General features: G+C 61.1%; 15 protein-coding genes and 1 pseudogene. 7 read left to right on the top strand and 9 right to left on the bottom strand.

Annotated elements, in window-relative coordinates; translation table 11 throughout:
* Nucleotides 1-8 precede the first annotated feature (8 nt).
* The 4 genes from DOD19_RS23045 to DOD19_RS23030 form a co-directional block, all read right to left on the bottom strand.
* Nucleotides 9-332 carry a hypothetical protein gene (locus DOD19_RS23045; protein WP_024978472.1) on the bottom strand — a complete coding sequence of 108 codons (324 nt, stop codon included), beginning with the start codon at nucleotides 330-332 and terminating at the stop codon, nucleotides 9-11.
* Nucleotides 333-610: 278 nt separating this feature from the next.
* The gene (locus DOD19_RS28020; RefSeq protein WP_024978473.1) at nucleotides 611-823 is read right to left on the bottom strand and encodes a hypothetical protein; all 213 of its coding nucleotides are present in this window, start codon (nucleotides 821-823) and stop codon (nucleotides 611-613) included.
* A 68-nt stretch (nucleotides 824-891) separates the two neighbouring features.
* The gene (locus DOD19_RS23035; RefSeq protein ID WP_024978474.1) at nucleotides 892-1146 is read right to left on the bottom strand and encodes a hypothetical protein; all 255 of its coding nucleotides are present in this window, start codon (nucleotides 1144-1146) and stop codon (nucleotides 892-894) included.
* 83 nt (nucleotides 1147-1229) lie between these two features.
* Nucleotides 1230-1460 carry an isochorismatase gene (locus tag DOD19_RS23030; protein ID WP_080693703.1) on the bottom strand — a complete coding sequence of 77 codons (231 nt, stop codon included), beginning with the start codon at nucleotides 1458-1460 and terminating at the stop codon, nucleotides 1230-1232.
* A 693-nt stretch (nucleotides 1461-2153) separates the two neighbouring features.
* Between DOD19_RS23030 and DOD19_RS23025 the strand changes: the two genes are divergently transcribed.
* From DOD19_RS23025 to DOD19_RS23005, 5 genes are all read left to right on the top strand, one after another.
* Nucleotides 2154-2357 (top strand): cold-shock protein, encoded by a 204-nt coding sequence (locus DOD19_RS23025; RefSeq protein ID WP_024978475.1) that lies wholly within the window; start codon nucleotides 2154-2156, stop codon nucleotides 2355-2357.
* Nucleotides 2358-2543: 186 nt separating this feature from the next.
* Complete coding sequence (locus tag DOD19_RS23020; RefSeq protein ID WP_112188362.1) at nucleotides 2544-2870, top strand: hypothetical protein; 327 nt, start codon at nucleotides 2544-2546, stop codon at nucleotides 2868-2870.
* A gap of 90 nt (nucleotides 2871-2960) precedes the next feature.
* On the top strand, nucleotides 2961-3245 hold the full coding sequence (locus tag DOD19_RS23015) for a hypothetical protein (RefSeq protein WP_024978477.1): 285 nt from the start codon (nucleotides 2961-2963) through the stop codon (nucleotides 3243-3245).
* An 85-nt stretch (nucleotides 3246-3330) separates the two neighbouring features.
* Nucleotides 3331-3708, top strand: a complete 378-nt coding sequence (locus DOD19_RS23010) for a hypothetical protein (protein WP_024978478.1) — start codon at nucleotides 3331-3333, stop codon at nucleotides 3706-3708.
* 59 nt (nucleotides 3709-3767) lie between these two features.
* On the top strand, nucleotides 3768-4049 hold the full coding sequence (locus tag DOD19_RS23005; RefSeq protein WP_024978479.1) for a hypothetical protein: 282 nt from the start codon (nucleotides 3768-3770) through the stop codon (nucleotides 4047-4049).
* A 272-nt stretch (nucleotides 4050-4321) separates the two neighbouring features.
* On the opposite strand, the pseudogene DOD19_RS23000 reads toward DOD19_RS23005, so the two are convergent.
* A pseudogene (locus DOD19_RS23000) lies at nucleotides 4322-5899 on the bottom strand (methyl-accepting chemotaxis protein); the annotation flags it as partial.
* Nucleotides 5900-6642: 743 nt separating this feature from the next.
* On the opposite strand from DOD19_RS23000, the gene DOD19_RS22990 reads away from it, so the two are divergent.
* Nucleotides 6643-7686 carry a hypothetical protein gene (locus DOD19_RS22990; protein ID WP_112188356.1) on the top strand — a complete coding sequence of 348 codons (1044 nt, stop codon included), beginning with the start codon at nucleotides 6643-6645 and terminating at the stop codon, nucleotides 7684-7686.
* A gap of 99 nt (nucleotides 7687-7785) precedes the next feature.
* On the opposite strand, the gene DOD19_RS22985 is transcribed toward DOD19_RS22990, so the two are convergent.
* From DOD19_RS22985 to DOD19_RS22975, 3 genes are read right to left on the bottom strand one after another with little or no spacing between them, the layout of a single operon-like run.
* On the bottom strand, nucleotides 7786-8355 hold the full coding sequence (locus tag DOD19_RS22985; RefSeq protein ID WP_112188354.1) for a YdeI/OmpD-associated family protein: 570 nt from the start codon (nucleotides 8353-8355) through the stop codon (nucleotides 7786-7788).
* 13 nt (nucleotides 8356-8368) lie between these two features.
* Nucleotides 8369-8818 (bottom strand): lipocalin-like domain-containing protein, encoded by a 450-nt coding sequence (locus DOD19_RS22980; protein WP_024978484.1) that lies wholly within the window; start codon nucleotides 8816-8818, stop codon nucleotides 8369-8371.
* A gap of 22 nt (nucleotides 8819-8840) precedes the next feature.
* Entirely contained in the window at nucleotides 8841-9503 is a 663-nt protein-coding gene (locus tag DOD19_RS22975; protein ID WP_024978485.1) for a dihydrofolate reductase family protein, read from the bottom strand.
* A gap of 174 nt (nucleotides 9504-9677) precedes the next feature.
* Here DOD19_RS22975 and DOD19_RS22970 point away from each other — a divergent pair, with 174 nt between their 5' ends.
* Nucleotides 9678-10601 (top strand): recombination-associated protein RdgC, encoded by a 924-nt coding sequence (locus DOD19_RS22970; protein ID WP_112188352.1) that lies wholly within the window; start codon nucleotides 9678-9680, stop codon nucleotides 10599-10601.
* Between the two features lie 6 nt (nucleotides 10602-10607).
* On the opposite strand, the gene DOD19_RS22965 is transcribed toward DOD19_RS22970, so the two are convergent.
* A complete protein-coding gene (locus DOD19_RS22965; RefSeq protein ID WP_112188350.1) occupies nucleotides 10608-11261 on the bottom strand; it encodes a glutathione S-transferase family protein in 654 nt (217 codons plus the stop codon).
* Nucleotides 11262-11441 lie beyond the last annotated feature (180 nt).

Raw genomic sequence — 11441 nt, 5'->3', positions numbered from 1 at the left:
TCACCCACTTACGCTTGCCACACGGCATATCCTTCTTCGCGCAATCCGATCGCCAGCTCCACCTCCATCTCCCGAGCGGCCTCGTAAGGCATCGGGTTGAAGCACTCATACAGCTCCGGCATCAGACGCAACCCATACTCGCGCACAAACCGGTTCGATTTCAGCCCCGCCTTGTGTTTGTCAAAGCGCACGTCCGGCGACTGACCTGTCATGCCTACATAAACGCAAGGTTTGTCGCCAAAGTAATCCGGATTGGCTTTCACAAAGCGCGCTTCGCCCAGCACTTGCCGCGACAGTTCGACGACGTAGACGTGATGGTGGTGACGTGGCATTGGAGGACTCTTCGGCCACTGCGCAGAGAGGCTCTTGCGCCGCTGTGTGGTCGGAAGATGTTATTCGATGTGCGGCGTTGGTTGGGCTCCAGGTATGCGCGGGTTTGGGTCTTTGCTTGGGGCCACTGATACCGGCTGTATTGGCCCATGCCCAGTCGATACGCAACCTTGGCAACGCTGTGGCCTCTGTCCAAAACCTGGGGGACTGCCTCGCCGCCGCCAGGCGTTCCTCAGAGCCTCGGCCAAGACGCCGGAGGCTAGCGAACCAATGAAGGCGCTTACTGTTCCAGCGACCATCCCGGGTTGGGCACGTTTTTCCCTTCCCGATAGGTCCAGTTTGCGCCGCACGTGCGGCATGCAAACGTGCTCACCGTGACGGCCGCTGTCTTGGAGGCTTTGATGCGCTGGGTGTCGGTGATTCGTAAGAAGGCATGGCCTGACGCACCAAGTCGGTGGACTTCAATCGCAAGGCAAGCGCGGCAGAGTGTCATGCCAATTTCTCTCTCAAATAACGTGGGCGCGATGTAGCGCGCGAGTATTCGTCCGCTTCGTCTGCGGTCTAGACGCCAAAGACAGGAGCGCCGTACTTCAACAGCAATTGCTCGATCTGGCTCAGGTCATCGGTGCGCGGTGTTCTGTCTTCTGTCACGCGTGACGGCCCGCCATAGACGGCAGCAACATGTCTGCGCACGGTCAGTACATCATTGGCCGGCGGCGCGACGATGACGGCATCACCAGGTACGTGTCGATAGCTGCCATCTTTCCAGCCCTCGGGCGTCAGATGCAGTTCTTCCCACTCTTCGCTAACAGACATGGTGATTTCCTTCCTGTCGACTGCTGGGTTGCGCTTGCGCTTGCCGCAAGCGGAAAAAAGCCGCGCGGGGCGGCTTGAGCGGTTCAGTTCTTATGATGGGGTGCCAGACGTGCGATGGCTGCTCTTCCTGCAACCCGGGCAGCATTCGTTGCGAGTGCTTCCGTGCCATGTACGTTGTGGCGCATCGAGACGTTGGCGAGGATGCGTTCCGTGCCATCCCTGTACTCATTGATGAGATAGGTGGCAAACCAGACGCCGGGTTCTTGTTCAATTGGGTACACGGACACCGTGTACGGGGAGTCGATTTTGTTCAATACACTGCTGGATTTCGGGCGAGAGCTGATGCAGGCGTGGAACGCCTGAGCAAACCAGTTCCTGCTGATGAGCTACGCCACGATGGGTAGGGCCAACGCCTTTGGGTCATGCATACAAATGCACGGCGCAAGCTATTGGCAACGAGGTGACCGTACTTGCGTAGGCTGGCACGCCTAGTACATGCGCGCTGCGTACGGAGCGGATAAACCGCCGGTCAGGTAGGTGATGGGCCGCGTGGCCCAAGATGATTCGGGTGTACGCCCGACGGGTGGCCAGCGCTTGATGAGTCTTCTTGCCAGGCACCCAGCCCGATCGATTCGAAGAACGGGTAAAGGTTGCGCATGGTAACAGCTTCTCGCAATCCCTGCTCTCTGGGCTGCTTCAATGGCTCGCGTTGTGGGTAGCCATGGAATGCCAATGCTCGTCTGTCACAACCAAACGCGGCGGTGTATGGGCAACATGGAGCGGTTGCAAAGCGCGGTCGCATCCACATTCATGGCTTATTTCCGGGCTCATCGCCTTTTTGATTGACAGAACCTGGTGAGCCCGGTACACCTTGCACCGCAGGCTTTTCAAGCAGTTACTCCGAAGTTTTGGGTTGTCACGCTAGGCGATACCTTTTCTCATTGTTCCTTCCTTGATTGTCATGCCTGGTGAGCATGGGCTCGACCAGAACATTTAAGGAATCCAACATGGAAACCGGTATCGTAAAGTGGTTCAACGACTCCAAGGGCTTCGGCTTCATCACCCCTGACGCAGGCGGCAACGATCTGTTTGCTCATTTCTCTGAGGTTCAGAGCAATGGGTTCAAGTCGCTTGAAGAGGGACAGAAGGTCAGTTTTGTGTCGGGCGCAGGCCAGAAAGGCCCGGTCGCGACCAAGATTGCGGCAATCTGATTCGTCTCGCCCGCAATATGAAACCCCGCTATGCGGGGTTTTTTTTCGTCGCTCACACACTTGTGCTAGCCCCGGACACGCCGCCGTGCATATATGAGAGTACAGTGGGACACCATCCTCCTGTGCCGCACACGGACGCCTGCCCGTTGATGCTCCGACTGGCGGTGTAAGTCATGGAGATCCGTGATGCTCGACCTCGTCGCGTTTACCAAGCCGGTGCTAGACGAAATTACCGGGCAGGACGTGCGGACCTGGCACTCCGGGCCGAGGGTGCTAGCGGCAAACTGGCAGGTACCTGAATTCGACAGCCGTATCTGGCGTGCGAGAACGTTGACGATCGCGTTCACGCACGATGTCATGAATCAGTTGACGCACGCAGATCGGCAAGACCTTGGTCAGCTGCAGTGCATGCTTGACCGTTTTCTGCGGGCGCAGTTGGGCGTGCATACCCAAGCGGATCGTGGAGATCGGATGCTCGTGATCACCGTCGATCAATTAGGGGTGGACTCATAACTGCCCCGGCAAATCAGCGGATTGCTGTTGCCAGTCTATGTCGATGCCCAACCGGGCATCGATCACGCACACCCTCGGTTGGAGTCCCTCATGAATGCAAGCCCGTCAGCCACGTACAAGGGTTTCGACCTGTATCCATTGGTGTACAGGACTGAGACGGCCCAGTCATGGCCGCGCAAGCGTCCCGATCGTACGTTCAACGCGTCTGTAGTGATCTGCCGCACAGGTCATCAACCCGGAGCCGAGCACTCGCGCGTTTTTCGCATGACGCTTACCGTTTGGGAGAATGTCGGCACCGCGAGGCGGGGCGCGCTTAAGTTCGGCGAAGACGTCATCAATGGCCTGGTACCCGGAGAATCGGTGGCGTCGCTGTAACGGGCGCGAGGTGTTTCTGTAGCCGGTGCCTTTTTGATATTGCGTTGGCGAGGCGTGTTGCTCGCGTAACCAGCCAGGAAGCAAGATGACGCATGCGACCGACAAGACGAGCTTTCTTTGCACGCTCCCCGGAGCGGCAAAGGGCATGGCGTATTCCATCACTGTGGGCTTTATCCACGATGGGCAGCCGAACTGCGTCCAGTTCACCAGTTTCGTGGGGGAAGGAAGGCGGTCCTTCAGGGTGCTGGCAAGCGCACCGGATCTGGCCTCGGCAGCCACGGGCGGCATTGAAACCTTGTGTCGCCTGGCCATCGGACAAGTCATCCGGGACAGCCTCTACGCGAAAACTGCACAAGGCGACCATACCCTCGATATGCGCGTGCAGCCTTGGCAAGGAGATCTCAAACCGGCGGGATCACGTGGCGCACAAAGGGCGCTTCGTCCGCAATTGCTTCGAGGATAGTTCAATGGAGCAAACGGAAAGAGCGTACAGTGAGGCCACCCCTTTCAACGGAGATTGCCGTGGATGCCTATCCGACTTGCCGCTACAAGGGGTTCGATGTTTACCCCCTGATCTACCTGTTTGATCCGCCCCGTGAATGGCATGAACGGCGTCCGGACCGGTCTTACAGTGCCTCCGTGTTGATCTGCCAGCAAGGGGAGCCGCCGAGTACCGAGCATTCTCGTATTTTCGCGCTGCCGGCTGACCATTGGGAAAGCATTGGTATCGCCAAACGGGCGGCAACGAAGATGGCTGAGGCCATCATTGACGGATTTATCCCTGGAAAGTCGATTCCCAAGTAGTTGCGCAGATCTGGTCAGTGCGTGCCAGATGGATTCCGAGCCTGCGCACGAATAGCGCGCCGCGCGGGCATCAGAAAATCACTGCAGCCGACTAGGGTACTGACCAACTCTGCAGAATCGACGTCTGGAAACGGCCAATCGCGCGCGACAACCGAGTCGCCTGTAGGCCGACAGCAGCCGTTAGCAAACGGCTGCGCCCTCATCCAATCGATTTCCCGCTTGATGACGACAGCCGCCCGATACCGGCGTCATCGTCTGCCGCATCAAGCCACCGAACTCGCCCCGTGCAGTCGGAAGAACGCCACCGCATGGCTCAGTTGCTGACCCTGGCCTTCCAATGATGTGGATGCGGCCGCTGCCTGCTCGACCAGCGCGGCGTTCTGCTGGGTGACTTCGTCCATCTGCGTAATCGCCAGATTGATCTGCTCGATGCCACGGCTCTGCTCGACAGAGGCGGCGGCAATCTCGCCCATGATGTCAGTCACACGGGCCACGGCCTGGGTGACTTCGGTCATGGTCTTGCCGGCAGTTTCCACTAGCGAGGAGCCGTCCTGGATCTTCTGCACCGAGGTGCTGATGAGTTCCTTGATCTCCTTGGCTGCGCTGGACGAACGCTGCGCGAGGCTGCGCACTTCACTGGCCACCACGGCAAAGCCGCGGCCTTGCTCGCCGGCGCGAGCAGCTTCCACTGCGGCGTTGAGCGCGAGTATGTTGGTCTGGAACGCAATGCCTTCAATCAGGCCGATGATGTCTGCCACCTTGGCCGAGCTGGTGCGGATGTCGGTCATGGTGTCGACGACGTTGCCGACCACGTTGCTGCCGCGTTGCGCAATTTCGGAGGCGTCGGATGCGAGCACGCTGGCCTGCTGCGCGTTGTCGGCGTTCTGCTTCACGGTGGAGGTCAGCTCTTCCATGCTGGAAGCGGTCTCTTGCAAAGACGAGGCCTGCTGCTCGGTGCGAGACGAGAGATCCTGGTTGCCACTGGCGATCTGGCCCACATCGCTGGCAATGCCGTGCGCGGCCTGGCGAACCTGGTCGATCAGCTTCACAAGGCTGGCCTGCATTTCCGACATGGAGGCGAGGATGCTGCCGCGAGGTGCGGTTGCGCCGCCGAGCACGGGGCTCAGGTCTCCGGAGGCTACGCGGCGCGTGATGTCGCTCAGCGCATCAGGCTCCGCACCCAGCGCCCGGGTCAGCCCACGGGTGATGAGAATGCCGGCAGCCAAGGCGCCCAGCACGGTGGCAAGGCAAATGCCGATGAGCAGTGTGCGCTGGAATGCGTAGCGCTCGGCCGATTGGCGCTCCATCTCGTGTGCGCGCTCGCGGGCGTGTTCGCTGTAGGCATTGGTTGCCTTGACGAGCGCGGCCAGCAGCGGCCGGCACTGCTCGTTCATCATCGTGATGGATTCTTCGTGTTTGCCAGTGAGCGCCGCGTTGACGATGGCGAGCGCCACCGGGCCATACTTGGCTTCAATGCGGTCGATGTCTTCGACCAAGCCGCGTGCGCGGTCATCGGTGTCTCCGGCTTGTGCAGTCAACTCCTTGAGTTTGCCCAGGCGGCTCTGCACGTCTTCATGCGCCTGCGTAACCGCAGCTTTTTCCAGATCGATGTCTGACTGCTTGGCCACAAGCACGAGGTTGCGTGCCGCAATGGCGCGGCGGTCCACTGCCGTGCGCACGCGTTCGGACAGTGAGGCCCGGGCATTGACGCCGTTCACATACTTGGAAAAACGCTCGTTCGACTCGCTCAGCGCCTGCACTGCAAGCGCAGACACGAGCAACACCAGCCCCGCCAGAAAGCCAAATGCCAAGGTGAGCTTGGCGCGCACCGTCAAGTTGTTGATCCCCATTGTGGTTTCCCCGTTCGTTCGGCCTTTTAACCGCACCGTTTGTTGATGGCAGGCCCCGATGGCGCTGCTCGAAACTTGCAACGGCAAGGAAACCTGATGCTGTAGCGACCTATTGGGGGTAATCCTCTCCATGTGAGCAATTTTGAGAATTGGCCCGGCGAACGCGGGCGTCATGGACCGGAGCCATCCCAGTCCAACGTGAGGATGAAATGGTGCTGCGGATCACGCTGCCTGGGCAGGCAGTTGCCGGTGGGCGGGCGGTGATTAGTCTTTTTGGAGGGGGCGATTGGCGTCCGCTTGAGAAGGGGGAGAACGGTTCACTTCCCCCCATCGCCCAGCAACTTCGCTGGATGCACTGACGTTTCGTGGCGGCGGCAGCACGCGGCGGGTGCCGCTCTAACATGGTTGTCGACGCTAAGCGGTTGCGCAGGGCACCGGATAGTTGTCTTCCTCCTCCGAACCTGAGAATGAAGTCCATGGGCAACTATCGCATCGGCTCAACACACAGCACGCCGTCACATCACAGCACCCAAGCGAACAAAGAAAACATAGCACCGCAGCAGCAGCCCAGTGGCAACCAGGTTCGGTCTAGGCAGGGCGTCTTGGCGTCGCTTGCCGCGAGCCCGCGTCGTGCAGGCCGCGCGCTGCAGCGGATGTTGCATATCAATCGGCCCGCCGAGCCGGCCAAACCACAGGTTGCCCGATCGACTGCGCAGGTTCATCCATCCGTCCAGCAGCCTCCCATGGCCAACGCCCCGGTCCGGCGCGAGGTTGCCGCGTCGCCCCGATCGGTGCGCACGCCAGGCCATGGAGTGTCTGGCGGCAACATCTCGGTCCAGCACCATCGTGCGCGCGTATTGAGCCAGATCGAGCATCTGCCGACCGAGCACGGCAAGCAGGCTTGGCGCAAACCGATCGAGGCCATGGAAACGCTCGATCGACACGTCGCGCACTTGCCACCCGCGCAATCCGTCAAGCTGCTGCAGCAGATGCAGGTCATCCTCGGCATCAAGGACAGCCGTACGCGCAATCTCAACCTGGATCACTTTGTCGCCTCGCTCAACCCGGCAACCGTGCACGCGCCCCCACCCAGAGGAATGTCCTCACCGGCACCGCGCGCATCCGCTCCCCGCACGGCTGCAGCAACGCCGCAGCGCCCGGCTGCCACACCGAGCAAGCTGAGCTTCAAGGACCTTGAGGAGTTCGCCAGCCAGAGGCATCGTCCGGCCGCACAGGTGCAAGGCGCGCCCGCGCGGGGGCCGCAGGCTGGCCGACCAGCGAGCGCACCTGCCACGCCCGCACGTCAGCACACCGCCCCGACACGGACGTTGGCCGACTTCGAGCGCGACGCAGAGGAAGCGGCCGCCTACCACGGCCATGCGCATGCGGACTACAGTGCCGCTCGTGCGGAGTACGCCAGCTATCTCGCGCGCAGCAATCCGGCGCCGGAACGCCGCTCGCAGTCCGCGCCGCCGCGCGTCCAACGCGTTGCGCACTCCAAGCTAGACGATGTGCAGCGCGCTCAGATTGCGCGTGCCGAAGACGATCGCGCCCGCTACCACGGCGAAATGCCGAACTATCAGCAGGCCTATGCAGACCATGAGGTTCGCCAACCGACACCCGCCGCCGTTGGGCTCAGGCGCGCGGCGCGCCCGGCGCCTCGTCAGTTGAGCGCCAGTGAGCTGCAGTCGATCCACCAAGCTGAAGACCAACGCGCGGAGTACCACAGCGAAAGCCCCGACTATGCAGGCGCGGAAGCCGCATACCGGGCCCAGCACGGGCTGTGATGGGTTTGCGGCGGGTCTGACTCCGCGATGGGCGCGCCGAACATGCTCAGCTTGGGCAGGGAATGCACCGGCCCACAGCTGAGTTTCAGTCCGACAATGCTACGGATGCAGCTTCTCGCCCTTGTTCAGCATGTCGATGAACTGGGAGATCTTTTTGGCACGCGTCTCGGCCTTCTTCACGTTTTGGATTCTGAACAGAATCGCGTACCGGTTTTGACTGTTCAGGGTCGCGAAGAATTGCTCCGCCTTCGGGTTGGCGTCGAGAGCCTGCTGCAGATCATCGGGCACGGTTGATGTACTTGCAGACGAATAGGCAGCCTCCCAACGCCCGTCGCGCTTGGCCAGATCGATTGCGCGAAGCCCGCTTGGGCGCATCCTTCCGTCGGACATCAACGCTTCAGCTTTGGCTTTGTTGATCTTCGACCAGATGCTTTTGGCGGTTCTAGGCGTAAATCGCTGTAGCCAGTAGTGTTCGCTCCCAGCCTTTTTTTGGCCATCGATCCATCCGTAGCAGAGAGCGCTCTCAAGTGCCTGTGCGTAAGACACAGTCGATTGCTCGGCAGATCGCTTGGCAATGTGCAACCAAACACCGGGCGCAACCTCTGCGTTGGCTTCGAGCCAAGCTTCCCAAGCTTCCTGATTGGCGAATGTAAGTGCGGGGTTTTGCATCTCGCCGGAACACTCACCGTGGACTTTGTAGGGGAGGTAGCTCGCGCCTGAAGCGCAGAACGCCTCTTCCTATTGGATTTCCGGCAACCAGCGGATTCGGCATCCACGCCGTATAGACCACGAGCGCGTCTCCATCAAACGTGTAGTGCCGTTCCTGCTCTGTGCCGGTCCATGCTTCATTCCACGACGCATCGACTTTCGTGATGAACCGATCGCCGTCGACCCGATACCGCCCTGTATAGGCCAGGACGGTACGGAACAGCGCCACGAGCTTCTCGTCTGTATTCCCGGGCTCGCGCGCCTTGGCGGTCAAGAGCACCATCATTCGCCCATCAGCGCTGAATATCAGTGACCCATTGGGATCAACTCCCCAGGGCTGCGTGCGCTCCTTTGTCTCTTGCATTTCGGTCTCGAAAGACAACAAGCGCCAGCTACCGTGCAGTTTTGCGTCGTGCTCAGTCATGGTTCGTCCTGTCATCGTCCGTTCAAATGTTCGTACGGGGCGGGCGCCGTAGAACAACATGCGTCGCGTTTTCCGACGCTACGGATTCAACACACGTATAGCCCAGTGCTCGCAAATCAATGCCTTCGAACAGAGGTTCCCCACGGCCAAGCAAGACCGGCGAGATCGCAATGTGCAGTTCATCGATGAGGCCCTCACGAAGGTACTGTCGGATGGTGCCTGGCCCACCGCCGATTCGTACATCTTTCCCGCCGGCGGCCTCGCAGGCGCGGTCGAGCGCTTCTCGAGCGCCGCCTGTGACGAAGTGGAAGGTCGTGCCGCCCTCCATCTCGATGGGCGCACGCGCGTAGTGGGTCAACACAAAAACGGGAACGTGATACGGCGGGTTGTCGCCCCACCAGCCTTTCCAGTTGTCGTCGGGCCAATCCCCGCGAATGGGGCCGAACATGTTTCGCCCGAGAATCCACGCCCCAACGTTCTGAAAACTGCGGGCGGCAAAATCATTGTCAACGCCGGTTGTGCCGCCGTCCTTGCCGAGCAGGGCGTGCTGGAACGTGCGCGTCGTGACTAGCCACGTGTGCAGTTCTGTCCCGCCAATGCCGAGCGGATTGTTGATGTCCTGATCCGGACCTGCGCCGTATCCGTCAAGCGAGAGGGTGAAGCCCGCAACGCGAACGCGTGTCATCGTTTGTCTCCAGCTCGAATGTGACGCCCGATCGCTCATCAACGGATGCCAGCGTCAAGACCTGCATATTAGTACCAGCGCCACCCGAACGCGCTGCGCACGCTGGGTCGGACATCGCCCATTGGGGGGAGGGGGCCGCCATCATTTAGAATCGCGCACTTTGCCCGTACTCCCATGTGGTTCAAAAACCTTCAGCTTCATCGCCTGCCGGCACCTTGGGCCGTTACCCCTGACCAGCTTGAAAAGTGGCTGGCGCCCCACGCATTTCAACCGGGCAACAGCGTAGAAAAGCAAACGTCCGGCTGGGCATCGCCGCGTGATGACGGCGCGCTCGTGTATTCGAACAACGGGCAGATGCTGCTGGTCTTTCGCGCAGAAAAGAAGCTGCTGCCGGCGTCTGTCATCAACCAGGTGACCAAGGCCCGGGCGCTTGAGGTTGAGGAGCAGCAGGGCTTCAAGCCCGGCCGAAAGCAACTGCGCGAACTCAAGGAGCAGGTGACTGACGAACTGCTGCCGCGCGCGTTCAGCATTCGGCGCGATACCCGTGTGTGGATCGATACGGCAAACGGCTGGCTCGTGATCGATGCGGCCTCGCAGGCGGTTGCCGACGACGTGCGCGGCCTGCTCGTGAAGTCGATCGATCAGTTGCCGCTCACGAACGTGCACGTGGCGCATTCGCCAGTTGCCGCGATGACGGAGTGGCTGCTCTCTGGAGAGGCGCCCGGCGGCTTTACCGTAGACCAGGACGCCGAGTTGCGCTCGACGGGTGAGGGCGGTGCCACCGTGCGATACGTCGGCCACGCGCTGGAAGCGGAAGACATGCGCCGGCATATCGAAGCCGGCAAGCAATGCATGCGCCTTGCCATGACCTGGGACGACCGGGTCTCCTTCGTGCTGACGCCGTCGCTTTTGATCAAGCGCGTGACGCCGCTTGACGTGATCAAGGAAGCCGAAGACCCCACCGCGCAGAACGATGACGAACGCTTCGACTCCGATGTCGCACTCATGACCGGCGAGTTGGCGCGGATGCTGACCGACCTGGTCGACAGTCTGGGCGTCGATCAGCTCGACGCCATGCAACAGGCCAAAGCGGCCTGAGCTTGGTCAGCCGGTTGGCGGTGTGCCGGTGAACACCGCCAGCTGCGCCTCGAACGCGCGCTGGTAAGCGGGGCGCGCTTCACCGCGCGCGACATAGGCGGCCAGGCTCGGGAATTCGTCCAGAAGACCCGATGGACGCAGCCGGAGCAGTACGGACACCATCAGCAGGTCCCCCGCGCTGAATGCGCCATCGAGCCAATCCGCATCGCCCAGGCGCGCGGAAAGTTGACCCAGCCGACGGCGGATGCGATCCATGACCAGCGGCAAGCGCTCAGCGGTCCACGGCTTGTCGCCCTCCTGGAACTTGGCAGCAACGAGTTCGAGAATCGGCGGTTCGACGGTGTTGAGCGCCGCAAACATCCACGTGATCGCCCGTGCGCGGGCATTGTTATCGTTTGGTAATAAAGCAGTGTGCCGCTCGGCGATATGGAAGACGATCGCGCCTGTTTCGAACAAGGCCAGGTCGCCTTCCTCGTAGGTCGGAATCTGGCCGAACGGATGCAGGCGCAGGTGCGCTGGCTCTTTCATCGCCTGGAACGAAACCAGCCGGACGTCGTAGGGCCGGGCCGCTTCTTCTAGCGCCCAGCGAACCCTTGTGCCGCGCGCCAGTCCTTTGCCGCCATCGGGCGAGCGTTCAAAAGCGGTAATGGTGGGGATCATTCATGCGCTCCGATGCGTGTCTGGCGCCCCCCCCCCCCCCCCCCCCCCCCCCCCGCGGAGGCTGTGGCACCTGCGGTTGGTTTTCAGTACGTGGGGCGCGAAATACAGCTCTGCCGTCGCCGCGCTAAACAATGGAAAATTCACTCACCACGTGCGTGCCAAGCATGTGCACGCCGGCGT

This window comes from Ralstonia sp. GX3-BWBA (assembly GCF_003290055.1).
In the GTDB taxonomy this organism is placed as follows: domain Bacteria; phylum Pseudomonadota; class Gammaproteobacteria; order Burkholderiales; family Burkholderiaceae; genus Ralstonia; species Ralstonia holmesii.
Note: the sequence above shows the minus strand (reverse complement) of the source record. Positions and strands in the feature narration are given on the sequence as shown.

What these genes read in the sequence shown, in the direction of transcription:
- DOD19_RS23020 (WP_112188362.1), top strand. Translation starts at nt 2,544, where the DNA reads ATGCTCGACCTCGTCGCGTTTACCAAGCCGGTGCTAGACGAAATTACC.
- DOD19_RS23045 (WP_024978472.1), bottom strand. Translation starts at nt 332, where the DNA reads ATGCCACGTCACCACCATCACGTCTACGTCGTCGAACTGTCGCGGCAA.
- DOD19_RS22980 (WP_024978484.1), bottom strand. Translation starts at nt 8,818, where the DNA reads ATGACTGAGCACGACGCAAAACTGCACGGTAGCTGGCGCTTGTTGTCT.
- DOD19_RS23025 (WP_024978475.1), top strand. Translation starts at nt 2,154, where the DNA reads ATGGAAACCGGTATCGTAAAGTGGTTCAACGACTCCAAGGGCTTCGGC.
- DOD19_RS23015 (WP_024978477.1), top strand. Translation starts at nt 2,961, where the DNA reads ATGAATGCAAGCCCGTCAGCCACGTACAAGGGTTTCGACCTGTATCCA.
- DOD19_RS23035 (WP_024978474.1), bottom strand. Translation starts at nt 1,146, where the DNA reads ATGTCTGTTAGCGAAGAGTGGGAAGAACTGCATCTGACGCCCGAGGGC.
- DOD19_RS22970 (WP_112188352.1), top strand. Translation starts at nt 9,678, where the DNA reads ATGTGGTTCAAAAACCTTCAGCTTCATCGCCTGCCGGCACCTTGGGCC.
- DOD19_RS22975 (WP_024978485.1), bottom strand. Translation starts at nt 9,503, where the DNA reads ATGACACGCGTTCGCGTTGCGGGCTTCACCCTCTCGCTTGACGGATAC.
- DOD19_RS28020 (WP_024978473.1), bottom strand. Translation starts at nt 823, where the DNA reads ATGACACTCTGCCGCGCTTGCCTTGCGATTGAAGTCCACCGACTTGGT.
- DOD19_RS23010 (WP_024978478.1), top strand. Translation starts at nt 3,331, where the DNA reads ATGACGCATGCGACCGACAAGACGAGCTTTCTTTGCACGCTCCCCGGA.
- DOD19_RS22990 (WP_112188356.1), top strand. Translation starts at nt 6,643, where the DNA reads ATGGCCAACGCCCCGGTCCGGCGCGAGGTTGCCGCGTCGCCCCGATCG.
- DOD19_RS22985 (WP_112188354.1), bottom strand. Translation starts at nt 8,355, where the DNA reads ATGCAAAACCCCGCACTTACATTCGCCAATCAGGAAGCTTGGGAAGCT.
- DOD19_RS22965 (WP_112188350.1), bottom strand. Translation starts at nt 11,261, where the DNA reads ATGATCCCCACCATTACCGCTTTTGAACGCTCGCCCGATGGCGGCAAA.